Below are 21,622 nucleotides of genomic sequence, written 5' to 3' on the forward strand. Positions count from 1 at the left end.
CCACCGGCCTCACGACCTAGGAGACCAGTGGCAGGCAAGGCCCGCGTGCACGAGCTCGCGAAAGAGCTCGGTGTTACGAGCAAGGAAGTTCTCAACAAGCTCGCCGAACAGGGCGAGTACGTGAAGTCCGCGTCGTCGACCGTCGAGGCCCCGGTGGCCCGGCGACTTCGCGACGCCTACGAAGCCAAGTCCTCGAAGCCGGCGCCCAAGCCGTCCGCTCCGAAGCCGAAGGCACCCGCAGCTGCCGCACCCCCCGCCCCGGCGGAGTCGAAGCCGGCAGCGTCCGACAACAGGCCCGCTGCGCCCAAGGGCATGCCCGGACCGCGTCCGGCCGCCCCGCGCCCGCCGGCCCCGAAGCCCGCTCCGGCAGCTCCTGCCGCGCAGGCTCCGGCTCCCGCGGCGCCCGCCGCGCAGCCCCAGGCCCCGGCCGCCGCACCGGCACCCGCCGCGTCGGCTCCGGCCGCCCCGAAGGCTGCCCCGGCTCCCGGCACCAAGCCGGGTGGCGGTCCGCGTCCGGGCCCGCGCCCGGCTCCGCAGCAGCAGCCCGCACAGCCCCAGCAGCCGCAGGCCCCGGCCGCGTCCGCCGGTGGCCAGTCCCCGGCCGTGGTCCCGCCGCGCACGCAGGCTCCCAAGCCCGCGGGCCCGCGCGCCCCGCGTCCGGGCAACAACCCCTTCGGCGTCGGTGGCGGCAACGCTCCCTCGCCGCGTCCCGGACCTCGTCCCGGCCCGCGCCCCGAGCAGGGCGGCGACCGCCCCGCCGGTGGTCCGAAGCCCGGTGACCCGCGTCCGGCGAACCCCCGTCCGAGCGGTGCGCCCGGTCAGGGTGGTCCGCGTCCCGCGGCCGCACAGGGTGGCGGTCGTCCCGGCCCCGGTCAGGGCGGTCCTCGCCCGGCGCCGGGTCAGGGCGGTCCCCGTCCCAACCCGGGCAACATGCCCCCGCGGCCGAACCCCGGCATGATGCCGGGCAACCGTCCGGCCGGTAACCGTCCTGGTCCCGGTGGCGGCGGTGGCCGTCCCGGTGGCGGTGGCGGTGGCGGCGGTCGTCCCGGTGGGGGCGGCGGCGGTGGCGGCTTCCGCGGCGGTGGCGGCGGTGGCGGTGGCGGTGGCTTCCGTCCCGGTGGTGCCGGTGGCGGTGGCGGCGCGCCCGCTGGTGGCGGCGGTTTCCGCGGTCGCCCCGGTGGCGGCGGCGCTGGTCGCGGCGGCACCGCTGGTGCCTTCGGTCGTCCGGGTGGTCCGGCGCGCCGTGGACGCAAGTCCAAGCGGCAGAAGCGCCAGGAGTACATGGACAACATGCAGGCGCCTTCGGTCGGTGGCGTCCGCCTGCCCAAGGGCAGCGGCGAGACGATCCGCCTGCCGCGCGGTGCCTCGCTGACCGACTTCGCCGACAAGATCAACGCCAACCCGGCGTCGCTCGTGCAGGTGCTCTTCCACCTGGGCGAGATGGTCACGGCGACCCAGTCGGTGTCCGACGAGATCTTGGAGCTGCTCGGCACCGAGATGAACTACGTCGTGCAGGTCGTGTCCCCCGAGGAGGAGGACCGCGAGCTGCTCGAGACGTTCGACATCACCTACGGCGAGGACGCCGGTGACGAGGACGACCTGCAGATCCGCCCGCCGGTCGTGACCGTCATGGGTCACGTCGACCACGGTAAGACCCGCCTGCTCGACACCATCCGCAAGGCGAAGGTGCACGAGGGCGAGGCCGGTGGCATCACCCAGCACATCGGCGCGTACCAGGTGGAGACCGAGCTCGAGGGCAACCCGCGGCTCATCACCTTCATCGACACCCCGGGTCACGAGGCGTTCACCGCCATGCGTGCCCGTGGTGCGAACGCGACCGACATCGCGGTCATCGTCGTCGCCGCTGACGACGGCGTCATGCCGCAGACCGTGGAAGCGATCAACCACGCGCAGGCCGCTCAGGCGCCGATCGTGGTCGCGGTCAACAAGATCGACAAGGAGGGTGCGAACCCCTCCAAGATCCGTCAGCAGCTGACGGAGTACGGCCTCGTCGCCGAGGAGTACGGCGGCGACACGATGTTCGTCGACATCTCGGCCAAGCAGGGCATCAACATCGACAACCTCCTCGAGGCCATCCTGTTGACCGCCGATGCTTCGCTGGACCTCCGGGCCAACCCGGACATGGAGGCCCAGGGTGTCGCGATCGAGGCGCACCTCGACCGCGGTCGAGGTCCGGTCGCCACGGTGCTCGTGCAGCGTGGTTCGCTCCGCGTCGGCTCCTCGATCGTCGCGGGTGACGCGTACGGTCGCGTCCGCCGCATGGTCGACGAGCACGGCGATGACGTCACCGTCGCGACGCCCTCGCGTCCGGTGCAGGTCATCGGTCTGACCTCGGTGCCGCGCGCCGGCGACTCGTTCCTCGTCGTCGACGAGGACCGGGTGGCCCGCCAGATCGCCGAGCGTCGTCAGGCCCGCACCCGCAACGCCGCCAACGCGGCGAAGCGCAAGCGCGTCAGCCTGGAAGACCTGGACGCCGCGCTCAAGGAAACCAGCGCTCTCACCTTGATCATCAAGGGTGACAACTCGGGTACCGTCGAGGCCCTCGAGGACGCGCTCATGAAGATCGAGGTCGGCGACGACGTCGAGCTGCGCGTGATCCACCGCGGTGTCGGTGGCATCACCGAAGGCGACATCAACCTCGCCGTGGCCGGTTCCGCCATCGTCCTGGGCTTCAACGTCCGGGCCGAGGGCAAGGCGACCGAACTCGCGAACCGCGAAGGTGTGGACGTCCGGTACTACACGGTCATCTACCAGGCGATCGACGAGATCGAGGCGGCCCTCAAGGGTCTCCTCAAGCCGGAGTACGAAGAGGTCCAGCTCGGCCGCGCCGAGATCCGCGACGTCTTCAAGTCCTCCAAGGTCGGCACGATCGCGGGTTGCATGGTCCTGTCGGGCGAGATCCGCCGCAACGCGCGTGCTCGCCTGCTCCGCGACGGCAAGGTGATCGCGGAGAACCTCCCGATCAGCTCGCTCAAGCGGTTCAAGGACGACGCCACCGAGGTTCGCGAAGGTTTCGAGTGTGGTCTCACGCTCGGCAACTACAGCGACCTCAAGCTGGAAGACATCATCGAGACCTTCGAGATGCGCGAGAAGCCGCGCGCCTAGTCGGTGGGTGAGGGGGTGCGAAGCCGCTTTAACCAGTGGCTTCGCACCCCTTTCTTCTGGAGGATCTCGCTCATGTACGTGGGTGCTCTGGAACTGGACTTGCTCTTGGGCGACGTCCACTCGTTGAAGGAGAAGCGCTCGGTGGTCCGGCCCGTCGTGGCCGAACTGCGCAAGCGCTTCGAGGTCGCCGCGTCCGAAGCAGGTCACCAGGACCTGCACCGGCGCGCGTTGATCGGTGTCGCCGCGGTCTCGGCCGACGCGGCGCATGTCAGGGACGTCCTGGCCGGCTGTGAAAGGCTGGTCGCGGGACGGCCCGAACTCGAACTGCTCTCCGCCCGGACGCGTCTCGTCGGGCCGGAGGACGATTAGGAAGGGGAGGCTCGTGGCCGACACGGCACGTGCCCGCAAGCTCGCCAAGCGGATCTCGCAGATCGTCGCTTCGGCTCTGGAGCACGAGGTCAAGGATCCGCGCCTGGCCAGGGTCACGATCACCGACACCAAGGTGACCGGGGACCTGCACGACGCGACCGTGTACTACACCGTTCTGGGCGAGCGCCTGGACGTCGAACCCGACTACGCCGGTGCCGCCGCGGCCCTCGAGAAGGCCAAGGGCGTCCTGCGCTCCCTGGTGGGCGCTCAGACCGGAGTCCGGTTCACGCCGACGCTGACGTTCATGACGGACACCGTGCCGGACGCGGCCCGGAAGATGGACGAGCTGCTGGCGAAGGCCCAGGCGGCCGACGCCGAGGTGGCCCGGCGCGCGGTGGGAGCTTCTCCCGCCGGAGAGGCCGACCCGTACAAGGCACCTCGTGAGGACGACGAGGACGAGGACTGACCTCGTCCGGATCTCTGCTCGTGACCAGGGCGGACGCGGTTCACCGCGTCCGCCCTGCCGTCGTCGCGAACAGTCCACTTGGCACGCTCGCGCTGCAATCGGATGGAAACTGTCTTGTCCGAGGGTCCCGCACAGCACTTTTGGACAGTTAGCGGCTAACGTCTCCCTGTGGCAGACGACCTGAGCACCACCATTGCCGAGGCCGCGCGGTTGCTGGCCGGCGCCCGCGATGTGACCCTTCTCAGTCACATCAACCCCGACGCCGACACGCTCGGGAGCGCTCTGGCGGTGGGGCTCGCGCTGCACCGGCGCGGGGTGGCGGTGCGGGTGGCGTTCGGTGAGCCGGAGGCCGTGCCCGAGAGCCTGAAAGCGTTGGACACGGCCGGGTTGCTCGTCCACCGCGACGAGGTGCCCGAGGCGCCCGAGCTCCTGGTCGTCCTGGACACGGGCAGCGTGCAGCGGCTGGGGCCGTTGGGGGATCGCGTCGCGAACGCCCGTGGGCCCGTGATCGTCGTCGACCACCACGTGTCGAACACGCGCTACGGGACGGTGCACTGCATCGACGAGCACGCCGAAGCCACGGCGCTCATCGCACTCAAGCTGCTCGACGAGATGGACGTCGAGATCGACGAGCCGGTCGCGCGCTGCATCTACGCGGGACTCGTGACGGACACCGGGGGTTTTCGCAAGGCGGGGCCCGAGGCGCACCGGACGGCCGCGCGGTTGCTGGAGACCGGAGTGGACGCGTACGCCGTCACGCGGCCGTTGATGGACTCGCACCCGTTCGCGTATCTCGGCATGTTGTCGAAGGTTCTGGCCAAAGCCGAATTCGATCCAAAAGCGGCGCACGGACTGGGGCTCGTGCATGCGGTCGTGGATCTGGACGACGCCCGCGGTGTTCGCAGTGAAGAGGTCGAGAGCGTCATCGACGTCGTGCGCTCCACCTCCGAGGCCGAGGTCGCGGCGGTGCTGAAGGAGCTCAGGCCCAGGTTCTGGTCGGTGTCGCTGCGCGCGGTCAGCCGGGTCGACGTTCGCGAGGTGGCGCAGGTCCTCGGGGGTGGCGGGCACCGGCTGGCGGCCGGGTTCACGTTCGACGGGGCCGCGGAGCAGGTCGTCGCCGCCCTGAAGGGCGCGTTGGAGCAGGTGGGGTCATGACACGGACAGGCAGTCCGCGGCTGCTGCGGGAGATCAACGACCGGGCCGCGATCGAGACGTTGTTGCGCACGGGCGCGATGACGCGCGCCGAGCTGGAAGAGGTGATCGGGCTCTCGAAGCCCGCGACCGCCCAGCTGCTGGCGCGGCTCGAGGAGGACGGCATGGTCGTCCGCACCGGGTTGCGCGGTGGCGGACGCGGGCCGCGAGCGCAGATGTGGGCCGTCAACGGGGGCGTGGGGTACGTCGCGGCCGTGGCGTTGTCGGCCGAGCTGATCGACGTGGTGATCGCGGACATCACCGGGTCGTTGCTGGCCGAGCACAGCGCGCCGATGCCCGGGGAGAACACCCTGCGGGTGGTGCGGGAGACGGTGCAGAAGGCCGCGGCGCTGGCCGGGCTGTCGCTCGACGCGTTGGCGCACGTCGTGGTCGGCACGCCGGGCGCGGTGGACCCCTCCACCGGGCACCTCGGGTTCGCGCCGCACCTGCCGGGGCTCGTCGACGTGGACCTCCCGTCGACGTTGCGCGAGCTGCTCGGGACGTCGGTGTCGATCGAGAACGACATCAACCTCGCCGCGCTGGAGGAGATGAGCTCCGGCAAGGCCGTCGGCGTGCGGAACTTCGTGCTGTTCTGGCCCGCGGACGAGATCGGCTCCGCGGTCGTCGTCAACGGCGTGCTGCTGCGCGGCGTCACCGGCGGTGCCGGTGAGATCGACTCGATGCAGGTGCCCGGCGGGCGCTACGGCGACCAGGTCGACAGCGACGCGATCGTCGAGCTCGCGGCGGAGTACGGCATCGTGCGGCCGACCGGGCTCGAGGCCGTCGCGCACGCGCTGAACGCGGGCACCGAGGGCAAGGCGTTCCTCACCGCCCTGGCGCACCGGATCGCGCTCGGACTGGCGAACGTCGTGTGCGTGCTCGACCCGGAGCTGGTGCTGTTGTCCGGTGCGGTGGCGCACGCGGGAGGCGAGACGTTGTGCGACCTCGTGGCGGCCGAGCTGGTGGAGCTCGTCGTGCCGCGTACGCCGGTGCACCTGGCGCAGATCACCGCGAAGCCGGTGCGGTCGGGGGCGTTGCACTCGGCTCTCGCCGTGGCGCGGGAGCGGGTGTTCGGGCTGTCCCAGCGGTCGTGAGTGGCCGCCGTCACCGCACGGGCGCACTCGTCAGCGCTTAGGTTCGTGAGGTGGAGGATCGGGTTCCCGCTCGGCGGGTGATCGGGCTGGCGGTGCCTGCCCTGGGGGTCTTGGCGGCGGAGCCGTTGTACGTGCTCGTCGACACGGCGGTGGTCGGTCACCTGGGGGCGTTGCCGCTGGCCGGGCTCGCGCTCGGCGGTGTGCTGCTCACGCAGGTGTCGACGCAGCTGACGTTCCTGTCGTACGGCACAACGGCACGCACGGCTCGGTTGCACGGTGCCGGGCGGCGCCGGGAGGCCGTCGAGGAGGGCGTTCAGGCGACGTGGCTCGCGCTCGCCGCCGGCGTGCTCGTGGTGCTGCTCGGGCAGGTGTTCGCGCGTCCGCTGGCGGAGCTGCTCGCGGGTGACGGCGCTGTCGCGGACGCGGCTGTCGAGTGGGTGCGCATCGCGTTGTTCGGTGCGCCGTTCATCCTCGTCACGATGGCCGGCAACGGGTGGATGCGTGGTGTTCAGGACACCAAGCGGCCGTTGAAGTACATCCTGATCGGCAACGGCATCAGCGCGGTGCTGTGTCCCGCGCTCGTCTACGGCGCGGGCTGGGGGCTGGAGGGCTCCGCGGTCGCGAACGTCGTGGCGCAGCTGCTCTCGGCCGGGCTCTTCTTCCGGGCGTTGTTCGCCGAGCACGTGCCGTTGAAGCCGCAGTGGCCCGCCATGCGCGCGCAGCTCGGCATGGGGCGCGACCTGGTGTTGCGGAGCTTGGCGTTCCAGGCGTGCTTCATCAGCGCGGCTTCCGTGGCGGCGCGTACGTCCGTCGGCGCGTTGGGCGCGCATCAGGTCGTGCTGCAGCTGTGGACGTTCCTCGCGCTCGTGCTCGACTCGCTCGCCATCGCGGCGCAATCCCTCGTCGGGGCGGCCCTGGGGGCGTCGAAGCGCCGGCAGGCGGAGGAGCTGGCGTGGCAGGTCACCCGGTACGGGCTGGTGTTCGGCATCGGGCTCGGGGTGGTGTTCGCGGCGCTGTTCACCGTGCTGCCGCGGGCGTTCACCTCCGACGCGGGCGTGCTGGCGGAGATCCCGCACGCGTGGTGGTTCTTCGTTGCGCTGCAACCGATCGCGGGCGTGGTGTTCGCGTTGGACGGGGTGCTGCTCGGCGCCGGTGACGTGAAGTTCATGCGGACCGCGACGCTCGGCTCGGCGGTGGTCGGGTTCCTGCCGCTGGTGTGGGCGTCGTACGCGTTCGGGTGGGGCCTCGCGGGCATCTGGACCGGGCTGTCGGCGTTCATGGTGCTGCGGCTGCTGGCCGTGGTGTGGCGCACGCGGTCGGGGGAGTGGGCCGTGGAGGGCGCCGTCCGGCAGGGGTGAGCAGGCCCACCACCGCACTCCCGGCCGGGCCCTGTGGCCGACCTCACGGCATGGAATCGTCACCAAAAAGGTTGTTTAGGCGATGTAACTAATATCCGCCTGACTCCTACCTGGGGAGAGTGCTCTCTTGCCGTCGGTCGATCGCGCCACCCGGGCCTCGTGGCTGATCTGGACCACCGCCGTACTCGTCTACTTCGCCGCCCTGTTCCACCGGACCACGCTCGGCGTGGCCGGACTGGAGGCGAGCGAACGCTTCGGGCTCGGACCCGCCCAGCTCGGTGTGTTCACCGTGCTGCAGATCGGCGTCTACGCCCTCATGCAGATCCCCACCGGCCTGCTGGTGGACCGCTACGGGCCGCGCCGCGTGCTCACCGCCGCTGCCCTGCTCATGGGCACCGGCCAGGTGCTCTTCGCCATCGCGGGCTCCTACCCGCTGGGTCTCGTCGCACGGGCCGTGCTCGGCATGGGTGACGCGATGACGTTCATCAGCGTGATCCGCCTCGTCGCCACGCACTTCCCGCCGCGCCAGTACTCGCTCGTCGTCGCGGTCACGGCCGCGATCGGCGGTGTCGGCAACCTCGTCGCCACCGTGCCGCTGACGCTGATGCTCGGCTCGATCGGCTGGACGTGGGCGTTCCTCATCGCGGGTGGCATCACCGCGCTCTACTCCGCCGTGGCGTTCCTGCGGGTGCGCGACGTGCCCGCCGGGTTCGTCGCGCCGATGCCGGAACCCGTGCCGTTGCGCAAGATCTGGCCGAAGGTGCGGCAGGCGTGGAGCGTGCCCGGCACCCGGCTCGGGTTCTGGGCGCACTTCAGCACCATGTCGACGCCGGCCGTCATCGGCCTGCTGTGGGGCTACCCGTACCTCGTGCAGGCGCAGGGCATGTCCCCGAAGGCCGCGTCGTCCACGCTGGGCCTGCTCGTCATCGGCGCGATCGTGGCGAGCCCGGTCGTCGGCGGCCTGTTCTCCCGCAACCCCGAGTGGCGCATGCCGATCTCGGTCGGGTTCCTGGCGTTCGCGCTGACCGGCTGGGCCGTGCTGCTGCTGTGGCCGGGCGGGCACGTGCCGGCGCCGGTCATCGCCGCGGTGTTCCTCGTGCTGACGGTGGGCGGGCCGATCTCGGGTGTGGCGTTCGCCCTGGCCCGCGACTACAACCCGTCGCACCGGCAGTCCACGGCCAGCGGCCTGGTCAACGTCGGTGGCTTCCTCGCGGTGACGGTCTCGGCGCTGGGCATCGGTGTGCTGCTCGACCTCCTCGAGGGCGTGCTGGCGCCCGTCACGGCGTTCCGCGTCGCCTTGAGCTTCCTCGTGCTGGTGATCGTGCTCGGCGGCTGGCGGATGCTCGTCTGGTGGCGTCGCGCGCGGGCCGCCGTGTTCGAGGCGGAGGAGCGCGGGGAGACCGTGCCGGTGCAGATCCGGCGTCGCCGTTGGGACGCTCTGCGCGTCGCTTAGGATTTCCCGCCGTGAAACCCTCTGTTGCACCGGGCCTGGTCGTCGTCGACAAGCCGGACGGCATGACCTCGCACGACGTGGTGGCGCGTGTGCGCAGGATCCTCGGCACCCGCAAGGTCGGGCACGCGGGAACCCTCGACCCGATGGCGACCGGCGTGCTCGTGCTCGGCATCGAGCGCGCGACGAAGCTCCTCGGGCACCTCGCGCTCGACAGCAAGGCCTACCTCGCGACCATCGTGCTCGGCGCGTCCACCACCACGGACGACGCCGAGGGCGAGGTCCTGTCCACAGTGGACGCTTCGGGGGTGGCCGACGACGCGGTCGCCGCCGAGGTGGCGAAGCTGACCGGCCCGATCCAGCAGGTGCCGTCCGCCGTGTCCGCGGTGAAGATCGACGGCAAGCGCGCCTACGCCCGCGTCCGCGCCGGCGAACAGGTCGAAATCCCCGCACGTCCCGTGACCGTGCACCGGTTCGACGTGCTGTTCTCGCGCCGTGAGGACAAGCAGGTGCTCCTCGACGTGATGGTCGAGTGCTCCTCCGGCACCTACGTGCGCGCGTTGGCCCGCGACCTCGGCGCCGCCCTGGGCGTCGGCGGGCACCTGGGGGCGTTGCGGCGCACGAGGGTGGGGCCGTTCGACCTGCGCGTGGCCCGGACGTTGCAGCAGCTGGAGGAGACGCCCGGCCTGTCGCTGGACCTCGACGCCGCCGTGGCCACGGCGTTCCCGCGCCGGGAGATCGATCCCGGCGAGGCTTCTGCCCTGTCGCACGGGCAGCGGTTGCGCGCCGGTGGGATTGATGGGACCTATGGGGTGTTCGGGCCTGATGGGCACGTCATCGCGTTGGCGAAGGACGAGGGCACGGCCTGCAAACCCGTGGTGGTGCTGAGCCCCGCCGGCTGAGTCGCGCCCGAGTCCGGCCCGGTCGCGAGGCGGTCGGTCGCCGGGCTCGGCGGGCGTCGTAGGCTGATCGGCGTGCAACGCTGGCGCGGACTAGACCACCTCCCCGGCGGCTGGGGCCGCTGCGTGGTGACCATCGGCGTGTTCGACGGTGTCCACAAAGGCCACCAAGCCCTCATCGGCAGGGCCGTCGAGCTCGCGCGGCAGCGCGGTCTGCCCGGTGTGCTGATGACGTTCGACCCGCACCCCTCCGAGGTGGTGCGTCCCGGCAGCCACCCCGCGCAGCTCACCACGCTGCGGCGGCGGGCCGAGCTGGTCGAGGCGCTCGGGATCGACCACTTCGTCGTGGTGCCGTTCACCCTCGAGACCAGCCGGATGCCCGCGGACCAGTTCGTGCACGAGGTGCTGGTCGAGAAGTTGCACGCGGCGGCGGTCGTGGTGGGGGAGAACTTCACCTTCGGGCACAAGGCTGCCGGTAACGTCGCCTTGCTGCGCCAGCTCGGGCAGCGGTTCGGATTCGTGACAGAGGGGGCTGACCTGGTGTCCGCTGACGACCTCACCTACTCGTCGACCTACATCCGCGCGTGCATCGACGCGGGGGACGTGAAAGCGGCGGCCGAGGCGCTGGGCAAGCCGCACCGGCTGGAGGGGATCGTCGTCAAGGGCGACGGGCGGGGCAAGGACCTCGGGTTCCCGACCGCGAACCTGTCGACGCCGAAGTTCGCCGCCGTGCCCGCCGACGGCATCTACGCGTGCTGGTTCACCGACGCCAAGGGCAAGACGCTCAAGGCCGCGGTGAGCGTCGGCACCAACCCCACGTTCTCCGGGCGGGAACGGCGGGTCGAGGCGTTCGTGCTCGACGTGGACGAGGACTACTACGGCCAGCGCGTGGCCGTGGACTTCGTCGAACGGCTGCGCGAGATGGAGAAGTACGACTCCGTCGAGGCCCTGCTCGAGCAGATGCACCGGGACGTGGACCGGACGAGGGAACTGCTGGCGGAGTCGTGACCGTCAGATCAGGCGAAGTGGGCATCTGAGAGCCGTTGTGCTGGCAGGATGCGCTCAGGAGTGCGGCTACGGGAGAGGCCAACGTGGAGGACCACAAGATCGTTCAGCGCAACCTCGCCCTGCAGCGGGAGTGGTACGGGGAGCCCCTGGGCGACCGAGTGCGCCGGTTGGTCGTGGCCTTCAACGTCTCCCAGGCCCAGCTCGCGGACGTCCTGGGCATCAGCGCGCCCATGCTCAGCCAGGTGATGAGCGGTCGCCGCGCCAAGATCGGCAACCCGGCCGTGCTCGCTCGGATGATCATGCTGGAGCGCAAGGTCCTCACACCGGACGTGGCGACCGGGGCGCCGGAGGCGTTGCAGCGCGCGCTCGACGACGTGCGCGAGTCCAAGCCGACGGTGTCCCGCGACTCGTTGCCGGTCAACGGTGACGAGAGCGTCGCGTACCCCGTGTTGCGCCGAGTCGCCGACCGCACCGAGCTCCAGCAGGCCGCCGACCTGCTCTCCGACGACTTCCCCGCCATCGCCGACCTCTTCCGCCGCGTCATCCGGGCCGCCGGCAGGTGAAGTTCTTCACCGCCCTCTACCCACCGCCGAACGTGGTCTCCGAGCTCGACGCCGTGCTGGACCGCGATCTGGGCCTGGAGTGGACGAAGCCGGAGAAGTGGCACATCACGTTGTGCTTCCACGGTGAAACCGCAGATGAGGAGCGCTTCCGGGCGCTCGAGGGGCACGAAGTCCCGCGGCTGCGGCTCAGGAACTTCGGCGACTTCCGCGGGAGAGTCCTGTGGGCGGGAATCGACGGCGACCTAAATGAGTTGGCAAGAGCAGCGGGCGCGGACGACACTTGGTTCGCGCACCTGACGGTCGCGTACGGCTACCAGGGCCAGGCGATGCCGGAGTTCCTGAGCAGTCCGTGGCAGCCGTCGGAAGCAGTGCTCGTGAGCAGCGCGGACGGCGTCCACACACCCGTGGACCGGGTGGGGCTGCGCACGTCAACGCGCCGATGAGCGCTCTGCCTGATAGCCTTCGCAGTTGGGTCTGGCTGCGGTCCGTGGCGGCCAGTACCGGCTACCCCGGCCAGCAATTCGGCGGCGTGGGGCCGCACGGACCTGAACAAGTAGGAGAAGTACCTAGTGGCACTGTCCACGGAACAGAAGAAGTCCATCCTCGGTGAGTACGGTCTGCACGACTCGGACACGGGCTCGACCGAGGCGCAGGTCGCTCTGCTGAGCAAGCGCATCGCCGACCTCACCGAGCACCTCAAGCAGCACAAGCACGACCACCACTCCCGCCGTGGTCTCCTGCTGATGGTCGGCCGTCGCCGCCGTCTGCTGAACTACCTGACCAAGGTGGACATCAACCGCTACCGCGCGCTGATCCAGCGCCTCGGTCTGCGCAGGTGATTCACGCGGAGGGGGAGTGACCGGCCGGTCACTCCCCCTCCGCGCACAACCGGGTGTATACAGATCCCTGGTTGCAAAGAGGACGAAAAACAGGACCCGCGTCGCGCGCAGCAGTTTCCGCGCCGGTCCTCGGTAGTGGTCCCCTGGTGGAAACGCCCCAGAGGACTTCGATCGAAGACCGGCCTCGTCAGAACGCGTGAGCGGTGTCCAAAAGACGAGGAGCAACAAGTAAATGACGGACATCGAGGTCCACGAGGCGACCGCCGTTATCGACAACGGCAAGTTCGGCTCGCGCTCCATCCGCTTCGAGACCGGGCGCCTCGCGCGTCAGGCCGCCGGCAGCGTGGTGGCGTACCTGGACGACGACACGATGCTTCTGAGCGCCACGACGGCGTCGAAGCACCCCAAGGAGCACTTCGACTTCTTCCCCCTCACGGTGGACGTCGAGGAGCGCATGTACGCCGCGGGCCGCATCCCCGGCTCGTTCTTCCGGCGTGAGGGCCGTCCGAGCACGGACGCCATCCTCACCTGCCGCCTGATCGACCGTCCGCTGCGCCCGTCCTTCGTGGACGGTCTGCGCAACGAGATCCAGGTCGTCATCACGGTCATGAGCCTCAACCCGGCCGACCTGTACGACGTCGTGGCGATCAACGCCGCGTCCGCGTCCACGCAGCTCGCGGGCCTGCCGTTCTCCGGCCCGATCGGTGGCGTCCGCGTCGCGCTGATCGAGGGCCAGTGGGTGGCGTTCCCGACCCACGAGCAGCTCGAGAAGGCCGTGTTCGACATGGTCGTCGCGGGCCGCGTGGTCGAGTCCGGCGACGTCGCGATCATGATGGTCGAGGCCGAGGCCACCGAGAACGTGATCGACCTGATCGGCGAGGGCGCCACCGCCCCCACCGAGGAGGTCGTGGCCGCGGGTCTCGAGGCCTCCAAGCCGTTCATCAAGGTCCTCTGCGAGGCCCAGGCGCAGCTCGCCCAGGTCGCCGCGAAGGAGACCGGTGAGTTCCCGACGTACCCGGCCTACCAGCCGGACGCGTTCGAGGCCGTCGAGGCCGCCGCTTCCGGCGAGCTCGCCCAGGCGCTGACCATCGCGGGCAAGCAGGAGCGCGAGAACACGCTCGACGAGATCAAGGCCGCCACGCTCGAGAAGCTGGCCGAGCAGTTCGAGGGTCGCGAGAAGGAGGTCGGCGCCGCGTTCCGCTCGCTGACCAAGAAGCTCGTGCGCCAGCGGATCCTGCGCGACAAGGTCCGCATCGACGGCCGCGGTCTCACCGACATCCGCGACCTCGGTGCCGAGGTGGCCGTGATCCCGAGGACGCACGGCTCGGCGCTGTTCGAGCGCGGCGAGACCCAGATCCTGGGTGTCACCACGCTGAACATGCTGCGCATGGAGCAGCAGATCGACTCGCTGTCCCCCGAGACGCACAAGCGCTACCTGCACCACTACAACTTCCCGCCCTACTCGACCGGTGAGACCGGCCGCGTGGGGTCGCCGAAGCGCCGCGAGATCGGCCACGGCGCACTGGCCGAGCGCGCGCTCATGCCGGTGCTCCCGAAGCGCGACGAGTTCCCGTACGCGATCCGCCAGGTGTCCGAGGCCCTCGGCTCCAACGGCTCGACGTCCATGGGCTCGGTCTGCGCCTCGACGCTGTCGCTGCTGAACGCGGGTGTCCCGCTGAAGGCGCCGGTCTCCGGCATCGCGATGGGTCTCGTCTCCGACGAGGTCGACGGCAAGACCGAGTACGTGGCGCTGACCGACATCCTCGGTGCCGAGGACGCGTTCGGCGACATGGACTTCAAGGTCGCGGGCACCAAGGAGTTCGTGACGGCGCTCCAGCTCGACACGAAGCTCGACGGCATCCCGTCCGAGGTGCTGGCGGCGGCGCTGGGCCAGGCCCGCGACGCGCGCTACACGATCCTCGAGGTCATGGCCGAGGCCATCTCCGACCCGGACGAGATGAGCGCCTTCGCCCCGCGCGTCACGTCGGTCAAGATCCCGACCGACAAGATCGGCGAGGTCATCGGCCCGAAGGGCAAGATGATCAACTCGATCACCGAGCAGACCGGTGCCGACATCTCCATCGAGGACGACGGCACGATCTACGTCGGTGCGGCGGACGGCCCCTCGGCCGAGGCCGCGATCGGCATGATCAACGCGATCGCGAACCCGCAGCTGCCGAAGGTCGGCGAGCGCTTCCTGGGCACCGTGGTGAAGACGGCCGCGTTCGGCGCGTTCGTCTCGCTGCTGCCCGGCAAGGACGGCCTCGTCCACATCTCGAAGCTGGGCAACGGCAAGCGCATCGCGAAGGTGGAGGACGTCGTCAAGATCGGCGACAAGCTCCGCGTCGAGATCGCCGACATCGACCAGCGCGGCAAGATCAGCCTGATCGTGGTGTCCGAGGACGCCGCGAAGCCGGCTGAGGCCCCCGCTGCCGCCGAGGACGCTGCTGCTGAGGCGGCTCCCGCGCAGTGAGTGCGACGAGCAACAACGTGACGGCCGCGGGTGCATCCACCCGCGGCCGTCCGCGTACTCCCGTGCTGGGCCACCTCCAGAAGCCCGGCAGCACGCGGGTGCTCGAGATGTCCGCGGGCTCCGAGGTGCGGCGCAGCATGCTGCCCTCGGGCCTGCGGGTCATCACCGAGCGCATCCCCGGCGTGCGGTCCGCCTCGGTCGGGCTGTGGGTGCAGGTCGGGTCCCGTGACGAACGGCCCGAGGTCGCGGGTGCCGCGCACTACCTCGAACACCTGCTGTTCAAGGGGACGTCGCGGCGCACGGCGGCGGCCATCGCGGAGGAGATCGACGCGGTCGGCGGCGAGCTGAACGCGTTCACCGCGAAGGAGCACACCTGCTACTACGCGCACGTCCTGGACGAAGACCTGCCGCTCGCGGTGGACCTCGTCGCGGACGTGGTGTTCGAGGCCCTGTGCGGTCCGCGCGACTTCGAGACCGAACGCGGTGTCGTGCTCGAAGAGATCGCGATGCGCGACGACGACCCCGAGGACCTGCTGCACGACGCCTTCATCGAGGCGCTGTTCGGCGGGCACGCGCTGGGCCGTCCCGTCCTCGGCACCGAGAAGTCCATCCAGGACATGCAGCGGGACAACCTCTTCTCGTTCTACAAGAAGAACTACACGTTGCCGCGCATGGTGTTCTCGGTCGCGGGCAACATCGAGCACACGCACGTGATGCGCCTGGTGCGCAAGGCGATCGGCGACCGGTTGTCGAAGCAGGGCAGCGCGGTGACGCCCCGGGCGGGCCGCGCGCGCATCGCCGACGCCCGCAAGCTGGTGCTGCACACCGACGACACCGAGCAGGCGCACATGATGCTCGGCATGAAGGGGCTCGACCGCCACGACGAGCGCCGGTTCGCGTTGAACGTGCTGAACGCGGCCGTCGGCGGTGGCATGAGCTCCCGGCTGTTCCAGGAGGTGCGCGAGCGGCGGGGCCTGGCCTACCAGGTGTACTCGTCGGTCGGGCTCTACGCGGACACCGGCACGTTCGCCGTCTACGCGGGCTGCCAGCCGGACCGCCTGGGCGAGACCGCCGGCGTCATCCGCGAGGTGCTCGTGGACGTGGCGCGCGGTGGCCTGTCGGACGCCGAGGTGGCGCGCGGCAAGGGCCAGCTGCGCGGTGCTCTCGTGCTGGGGCTGGAGGACACCAGCTCCCGGATGTCGCGCATCGGCAAGTCCGAGCTGAACTACGGCGACCACCTGAGCGTGGAAGCGACTTTGGCGCGCATCGACGCGGTGTCCGCCGACGAGGTGGCGCTGCTCGCACGTGATCTGCTGCGCCGTCCCGTCGCCGCGGCCGTGGTCGGCCCTTACGATCACGCCGACGATCTGCCGGACCAGGTACACGAGGTGATTGCATGATTCGCGTCGGAGTTCTCGGCGCGCGGGGCCGCATGGGTTCCGAGGTGGTCCGCGCGGTCGAGGCCGCGAAGGACATGGAGGTCGTGGCGGCCATCGACGCCGACGACCCGCTGCAGACCCTGGTGGATTCCGGCGCGCAGGTCGTCGTCGACTTCACGCACCCCGACGTGGTGATGGGCAACCTGGAGTTCTGCATCGGCGCCGGGATCCACTGCGTCGTCGGCACCTCCGGGTTCGACCAGGCCAAGCTGGACGCGGTCGCGGCACTGCTGGCGGACAAGCCGTCCGTCGGCGTGCTGGTGGCGCCGAACTTCGGCATCGGCGCCGTCCTGCTCATGCGCTTCTCGGAGATCGCCGCCCGCTACTACGAGTCGGCCGAGATCATCGAGCTGCACCACCCGCGCAAGGCCGACGCCCCCTCGGGCACGGCCGCGCACACGGCCCGCCTGATCGCGGCGGCGCGTTCCGGCATGGACCCGATGCCCGACGCGACCACGCAGGAGGAGCCGGGTGCGCGCGGCGCCGTCGTCGACGGCGTGCGGGTCCACTCGCTGCGGATCTCCGGCATGATCGCGCACCAGGAGGTCGTGTTCGGCGGCGAGAGCGAGACGCTCACCATCCGCCAGGACTCGTTGCACCGCACCTCCTTCATGCCCGGCGTGGTGCTGGGCGTGCGGGAGGTCGTGTCGCGGCCGGGTCTGGCCGTCGGCCTCGACAAGTACCTCGACCTGTGAAGGTCAGGCTGACGGTAGGGCTGCTGATCGCGGCCCTCGCGGTCTACTTCGTCCTGCTCGCCGGTCGCGCGGTGGCCCTGCTGCGGACCGGCGAGGTCGTCGGCGTCCTGCTCGGCGTCGGCGTGCTGATCCTGCCGCTGCTCGGCGTGTGGCTCGTGTACTCGAACCTGCGCTTCGGGTGGGAGACCGAGAAGATGGCCCGCGAGCTCGACGCGGACGGGCTGCTACCGGACGTCTCGCACCTGCCGCGCCGGCCGTCCGGGCGGGTCGACCGGGACGCCGCCGACTCGTGGTTCGAGGAGCGGCGGGCCGAGGTCGAGGCCTCGCCGGACGACTGGCGGACCTGGTTCCGCCTCGCCTACGCGTACGACGTCGCGGGGGACCGCGGCCGGGCGCGGCAGACGATGCGGAAGGCGATCGAGCTGCACTCGTGAACGAAGCCCCGGGCCCATCGGTCCGGGGCTTCTCGCTGTGATGAGCCTTGCTGGTGCGCACTGCGCGAGGTCATCCCGGGCAGGGCCGACGACGACCTCGCCCTCGAACTGCTCGCCACCGTCAAGACCGTCGCCCTGCAGGTGGTCGACCGGCACGGTGGCTGCCAGGTGCTCACCACGCTGGGCGACGAGCAGCACAACCGCCACCCGCACCGGCACGTCGCGGTCGGTGAGGGCGTCGCCCGGTTCGTGCGGCGCGGCTGAGCTATCCCCGGAGCACCGCGGCGATCAGTTCCGCCGCCAGGTCGCCCTTCTGCACGACCAGCACGTCCTCCAGCCCGAGCCAGCCGGCCATCAGCCGCAGCTCCGCGGCCAGCTCGGCCGCCACCCGAGGCCGGTCCACACCCTCCTCGGCCCAGGCCGACTGCACCCGCAGCACGCCCGCCGCCCGGTCGGCCTTGATGTCCACGCGGCCCACCAGCTCCCCGTCGAGCAGGAACGGGAACACGTAGTACCCGTGCACGCGCTTGGGCTCCGGCACGTAGATCTCGATGCGGTACCGGAAACCCCAGATGCGCTCCGTCCTGGCCCGCTCCCAGATCAGCGGGTCGAACGGGCACAGCAGGGCGCGGCCGGTGACCCGGCGGGGCGCGGAGGCGTCGCGGTGCCGGTAGCCCGCGGCACGCCAGCCGTCGACGGCCACGGGTTCGAGGACGCCCTCCTCGACCAGGGACGCCACCGCGGCCTGCGAGCGGCGGGGGTCCAGGCGGTAGTAGTCGCGCAGGTCGGGTTCGGTGGCCACGCCCAGGGCGACGGCGGAGCGCTGGACCAGTTCGCGGGCGCCCTCATCGGGCGTGTACCTCCGCTCCAGGACGTCGGCCGGGATCACGCGCTCGGTCAGGTCGTACAGGCGCTCGAACGAGCGGCGGGTGCCGGTGGTCAGGACGCCGACCCCGAAGAGGACCTCGCAGACGCGCTTGACCTCGGACCAGTCCCACCAGGGGCCCTTCGCGCGGCCGGAGTCGCCCATCAGGGCCTTCTCCAGGGCGCCTGCGCCGATCGGGCCGAGCTCCTTCACGGCGGCGAGCACGTCGTCCACCAGTTGCGGCGAGCGTTCGAGGATCGTCCGGTAGTTCTGCCACCAGCCGCGCTTCTTGGCTCCCGAGTGGAACAACGGCCAGTCCGCGACCGGCACCAGGGAGGCCTCGTGCGCCCACGTCTCGACCAGCATGCGCGGCTTGCGGGCCGAGTGCGTCCAGGCGGCCTCGTCGAGCAGCGAAGGCGCGTAGGCGCCCAGGCGGGAGAACAGCGGCATGTAGTGCGCGCGCACGGCCACGTTCACCGAGTCGATCTGCAGCAGCTGCACGCGGGACAGGACTCGTTGCAGGTGCCTGCGTGTGGCCGCCGACGGCCTCGGGTCGGTGAAACCTTGCGCGCCCAGCGCGATCCGGCGGGCCACGTCCGCACTCATCCTCTGCACGAGGGCGATGGTGCCACGCACCCCTGACAATTCCGGCGTCGATAAGGTGCGTCCATGGCCGACGCCGGCGTGCACACCGCCACCGCTGCTGATCTCGCGGAGATCGTCCGCATCCACCGGGAGACCTGGCGGCTCGCCTACGCCGACCTGCTGCCGTCCGAGGTGCTCGACACGCTCGACACCGACGACGCGTGGTCGAGCGCCATCCAGCTCGGCGCGGTGCTGAAGGCGACCGAGGGGGAGTGGACGGTCGGGTTCGTCGTGGCGAGCAAGGCGCCCGAGGACGAGGTGGCGAAGGCCGACGGGTCGTTGCCGGAGGACGCCGCGACGACGGCGCTCCTGAGCGTCCTCGTGGAACCCCGCTGGGGCCGCAGGGGTCACGGCACGCGGCTCGTCGCGGAGGCCGGCAGGCGGCTGGGCGAGACGGGGGCCACCAGGGGCATCGCGTGGGTGCCGGAGGCCGACAAGGCGTCGAGGAACTTCTACGAGCGACTGGGCTGGACGGGGGACGGCACGGTGCGCACTTTGGACGCTGCCGGGCGTCCGCTGCGCGAGGTCCGGGTGTCCGGTCCGCTGAGCGTCCGGCTCGACGACTGACATCTGTGTAACCTCGGCACGGTGCTCGCCTTGGTTGGCCTCACCTTCGGGGTCGCGCTCGGCTCGGCCGTCATTCCCCTGATCAGCATCGAGATGTTCGTCCTGGGGCTTTGCGCGCGCTGGCCGGACACGTCGTTCTGGGTCGTCGGCGCCTCGGTCGCCGTGGGCCAGGTGCTGGGCAAGCTCCTGTACTTCTACGCGGCGCGCGGCGACATCCACCTGCCGAAGTTCCTGCACCGCAAGCCCAGCGACAAGCCGTCGAGGCTGAGGCGCTGGTTCGGGCCCGGCACGCGCCCGCACCGCTGGGCCGAGTGGATCCACGACAAGTGCCGGGCGCACCCGAACTGGATGGCCGGCACCCACGGGGTGAGCGCGCTGGTGGGGGTGCCGCCGTTCATGGCGACGAGCGTGCTCGCCGGGCTCTCGGGCATGTCGACGCTGATGTTCGTCGCCACCGGCATGGTCGGCCGCTTCGCGAGGTTCAGCCTCCTCGCGGCCTCCCCGGCCGTCGTGATGGCGTGGTTCTAGTAGCTGAAGAAGATCGACGCCGTCACGGAGAAGGCGATCAACACGGCTGCCACGGTGATTCGCGCTGAGTCGAGCACGGTTCTGAAGTTATCGATTCCGAACCGCTGAAAGCCAGGCTCGGGCAGGTGGTAGCCGGATGATCTGGCTCTCACCTGCCCGGTTTTCGCCCGGTTATTCGAGGACGAGAACGCCGTCGGGCAGTCCGGGGATCTCGTAGGAGTGCCACATCGGGCGCCAGCCGGGTACCTCCAGCATGCGGCGCATGTCCGCGAACCCGGACAGCCAGCCGAGCCACGACCCGTAGGGCGGGTCGGCGGGGTCGAAGCCGCTCTGCACGAACGTCAGCCGCGTCTTGCCCTCGGAGCCCTTCAGCTCCCAGGACGACACCATCCCGTCCGGGAACTCGATCGCGAAGTGCTCCTCGTCGAGGGCGACGACCTTCGCCGGGTTCGGCTCGTCCTCGAAGCTGCCCATCGCCCAGCGGCCGCCGACGTGCGGCTCGATCGAGCACCGCGCCCCGAAGTACCGCGCGAACACCTCCTCGTCGGTCAGCGCGTGCAGGACGGCACCGGGTGATGCCGCGATGTCGACCTCGATCCGCTGCTCCGGCGTCGAGAAGTCGCACAGCGCGAAGACCGGCCGGCCCTCGACGTGCTCCACCAGGTTCGCGAGCGCCAGCGACCAGAACGTCTGGATGACGCCCGTGCCGCCCTCGTCCTCGATGCCCGCGCCCCACTGCGGGTACGGCGACTGCGTCGCGACGATCAGCGTCTGGCCGTCGCGCTCCTCCACGCCGAGCTCGAGCGTGTACTCGGTGCCCTGCAACAGCCACGAGAAGCGCACACCGGTCGGGGTGACCTCCAGCAGCTTCTGCCGGCCGCGCTCGCCCTCCGGCGTGTAGCGACCCCAGAACTCGTAGACGCCCTGCTCGAGGTCCACGTCGGCGTGTTCGGCGAGCCACACCCGCATGTCGTCGGCCGTCGTCAGCGCCCGGCGGATCCGGGCGGGGTCGGCGGTGGTGCGTACGCGGACAACTCCGGTGCTCATCGATCGTCTCCCTTGGGGTAGCAGGCGAGCGCGATGCGGAACGCATCCCCTTCCGCGCCGCCGTATCGGGTGAAGAGGTCCTGCAACGTCGTCTGCAGCTCGGCCAGGAACTCCTGGCGCTCCTCCGGCCGCACCCGGATCTCTCCGGACACGCCGACGGACGGCAGTTCGCTCGACCTGTCGAGCGCCGCCACGTCGACCTGGATCTGCTCCGCGAGGTCCACGAGGTGCCCCAGGGCCAGTTCGTCGCGGGCCCCGATCCGGCCGACCAGGCGGGGCGACAGCCAGTACGACCGCGCCACGGCCTGGTAGAGGCCCTCCTGGACGCCGCGCACCTTCCGCTCGGCGACCTGGGTGGCCAGACCGGCCTTGACCAGCTGTTTGACGTGGTAGTGCACGCGTTGCGGGGTCTGGTCGAGCACCTCGGCGACCTCGGTGCACGAGCGCGGCGCGGCGAGCTGCCGCAGCACCTCCACGCGCTGCGGCTTGAGCAGGGTCTCGGCCTGCTCCATCCGGTCCAGGTAGATGACGTCTCTCATCGCAAAAAACACTTTGAACGTTCAAAA

General features: G+C 70.7%; 21 protein-coding genes. 18 read left to right on the forward strand and 3 right to left on the reverse strand.

Annotation, left to right across the window (positions count from 1 at the left end):
- Positions 1-27: 27 nt before the first annotated feature.
- From infB to V1227_RS36075, 16 genes are all read left to right on the forward strand, one after another.
- Entirely contained in the window at positions 28-3,126 is a 3,099-nt protein-coding gene (gene infB, locus V1227_RS36000) for a translation initiation factor IF-2 (RefSeq protein WP_329789624.1), read from the forward strand.
- 72 nt (positions 3,127-3,198) lie between these two features.
- On the forward strand, positions 3,199-3,495 hold the full coding sequence (locus V1227_RS36005; RefSeq protein WP_090095544.1) for a DUF503 domain-containing protein: 297 nt from the start codon (positions 3,199-3,201) through the stop codon (positions 3,493-3,495).
- 13 nt (positions 3,496-3,508) lie between these two features.
- A complete protein-coding gene (rbfA, locus tag V1227_RS36010; RefSeq protein WP_236219263.1) occupies positions 3,509-3,961 on the forward strand; it encodes a 30S ribosome-binding factor RbfA in 453 nt (150 codons plus the stop codon).
- A gap of 168 nt (positions 3,962-4,129) precedes the next feature.
- A complete protein-coding gene (locus tag V1227_RS36015; RefSeq protein WP_329789625.1) occupies positions 4,130-5,116 on the forward strand; it encodes a DHH family phosphoesterase in 987 nt (328 codons plus the stop codon).
- Positions 5,113-6,246, forward strand: a complete 1,134-nt coding sequence (locus tag V1227_RS36020; RefSeq protein WP_329789626.1) for an ROK family transcriptional regulator — start codon at positions 5,113-5,115, stop codon at positions 6,244-6,246. Before V1227_RS36015 ends, V1227_RS36020 begins: the two co-directional genes overlap by 4 nt.
- A gap of 50 nt (positions 6,247-6,296) precedes the next feature.
- Entirely contained in the window at positions 6,297-7,604 is a 1,308-nt protein-coding gene (locus tag V1227_RS36025) for an MATE family efflux transporter (protein WP_329789627.1), read from the forward strand.
- Between the two features lie 127 nt (positions 7,605-7,731).
- Positions 7,732-9,057: an MFS transporter gene (locus tag V1227_RS36030; protein ID WP_329789628.1), complete on the forward strand. Its 1,326-nt coding sequence runs from the start codon at positions 7,732-7,734 to the stop codon at positions 9,055-9,057.
- Between the two features lie 11 nt (positions 9,058-9,068).
- On the forward strand, positions 9,069-9,956 hold the full coding sequence (gene truB, locus V1227_RS36035) for a tRNA pseudouridine(55) synthase TruB (RefSeq protein ID WP_308102769.1): 888 nt from the start codon (positions 9,069-9,071) through the stop codon (positions 9,954-9,956).
- Between the two features lie 72 nt (positions 9,957-10,028).
- Positions 10,029-10,961 (forward strand): bifunctional riboflavin kinase/FAD synthetase, encoded by a 933-nt coding sequence (locus V1227_RS36040; RefSeq protein ID WP_329789629.1) that lies wholly within the window; start codon positions 10,029-10,031, stop codon positions 10,959-10,961.
- A gap of 83 nt (positions 10,962-11,044) precedes the next feature.
- The gene (locus V1227_RS36045; RefSeq protein ID WP_090095551.1) at positions 11,045-11,524 is read left to right on the forward strand and encodes a helix-turn-helix domain-containing protein; all 480 of its coding nucleotides are present in this window, start codon (positions 11,045-11,047) and stop codon (positions 11,522-11,524) included.
- Entirely contained in the window at positions 11,521-11,967 is a 447-nt protein-coding gene (locus tag V1227_RS36050; protein WP_329789630.1) for a 2'-5' RNA ligase family protein, read from the forward strand. The genes V1227_RS36045 and V1227_RS36050 overlap by 4 nt, the downstream gene beginning before the upstream one ends.
- Before the next feature lie 126 nt (positions 11,968-12,093).
- Positions 12,094-12,363 (forward strand): 30S ribosomal protein S15, encoded by a 270-nt coding sequence (gene rpsO, locus V1227_RS36055; protein ID WP_030471762.1) that lies wholly within the window; start codon positions 12,094-12,096, stop codon positions 12,361-12,363.
- A 232-nt stretch (positions 12,364-12,595) separates the two neighbouring features.
- Complete coding sequence (locus V1227_RS36060) at positions 12,596-14,836, forward strand: polyribonucleotide nucleotidyltransferase (protein WP_329789631.1); 2,241 nt, start codon at positions 12,596-12,598, stop codon at positions 14,834-14,836.
- 107 nt (positions 14,837-14,943) lie between these two features.
- The gene (locus V1227_RS36065) at positions 14,944-16,236 is read left to right on the forward strand and encodes a M16 family metallopeptidase (RefSeq protein WP_329794194.1); all 1,293 of its coding nucleotides are present in this window, start codon (positions 14,944-14,946) and stop codon (positions 16,234-16,236) included.
- Complete coding sequence (gene dapB, locus V1227_RS36070; protein ID WP_329789632.1) at positions 16,233-16,970, forward strand: 4-hydroxy-tetrahydrodipicolinate reductase; 738 nt, start codon at positions 16,233-16,235, stop codon at positions 16,968-16,970. Before V1227_RS36065 ends, dapB begins: the two co-directional genes overlap by 4 nt.
- Complete coding sequence (locus tag V1227_RS36075; RefSeq protein WP_236219282.1) at positions 16,967-17,404, forward strand: hypothetical protein; 438 nt, start codon at positions 16,967-16,969, stop codon at positions 17,402-17,404. Before dapB ends, V1227_RS36075 begins: the two co-directional genes overlap by 4 nt.
- Positions 17,405-17,669: 265 nt before the next feature.
- On the opposite strand, the gene V1227_RS36080 is transcribed toward V1227_RS36075, so the two are convergent.
- A complete protein-coding gene (locus V1227_RS36080; protein WP_329794195.1) occupies positions 17,670-18,875 on the reverse strand; it encodes a winged helix-turn-helix domain-containing protein in 1,206 nt (401 codons plus the stop codon).
- Between the two features lie 63 nt (positions 18,876-18,938).
- Here V1227_RS36080 and V1227_RS36085 point away from each other — a divergent pair, with 63 nt between their 5' ends.
- Together V1227_RS36085 and V1227_RS36090 are read left to right on the forward strand one after the other, a co-directional pair.
- Positions 18,939-19,481 (forward strand): GNAT family N-acetyltransferase, encoded by a 543-nt coding sequence (locus V1227_RS36085; protein WP_329789633.1) that lies wholly within the window; start codon positions 18,939-18,941, stop codon positions 19,479-19,481.
- A 21-nt stretch (positions 19,482-19,502) separates the two neighbouring features.
- Positions 19,503-20,009, forward strand: a complete 507-nt coding sequence (locus V1227_RS36090; protein ID WP_442916406.1) for a hypothetical protein — start codon at positions 19,503-19,505, stop codon at positions 20,007-20,009.
- 171 nt (positions 20,010-20,180) lie between these two features.
- Here V1227_RS36090 and V1227_RS36095 read toward each other — a convergent pair whose 3' ends face one another.
- Together V1227_RS36095 and V1227_RS36100 are read right to left on the reverse strand one after the other, a co-directional pair.
- Positions 20,181-21,056 (reverse strand): SRPBCC family protein, encoded by an 876-nt coding sequence (locus tag V1227_RS36095; RefSeq protein ID WP_329789634.1) that lies wholly within the window; start codon positions 21,054-21,056, stop codon positions 20,181-20,183.
- On the reverse strand, positions 21,053-21,595 hold the full coding sequence (locus tag V1227_RS36100) for a winged helix-turn-helix domain-containing protein (RefSeq protein WP_236219290.1): 543 nt from the start codon (positions 21,593-21,595) through the stop codon (positions 21,053-21,055). Before V1227_RS36100 ends, V1227_RS36095 begins: the two co-directional genes overlap by 4 nt.
- Positions 21,596-21,622: the final 27 nt, after the last annotated feature.

The organism is Lentzea sp. DG1S-22, assembly GCF_036321065.1.
In the GTDB taxonomy this organism is placed as follows: Bacteria; Actinomycetota; Actinomycetes; order Mycobacteriales; family Pseudonocardiaceae; genus Lentzea; species Lentzea jiangxiensis.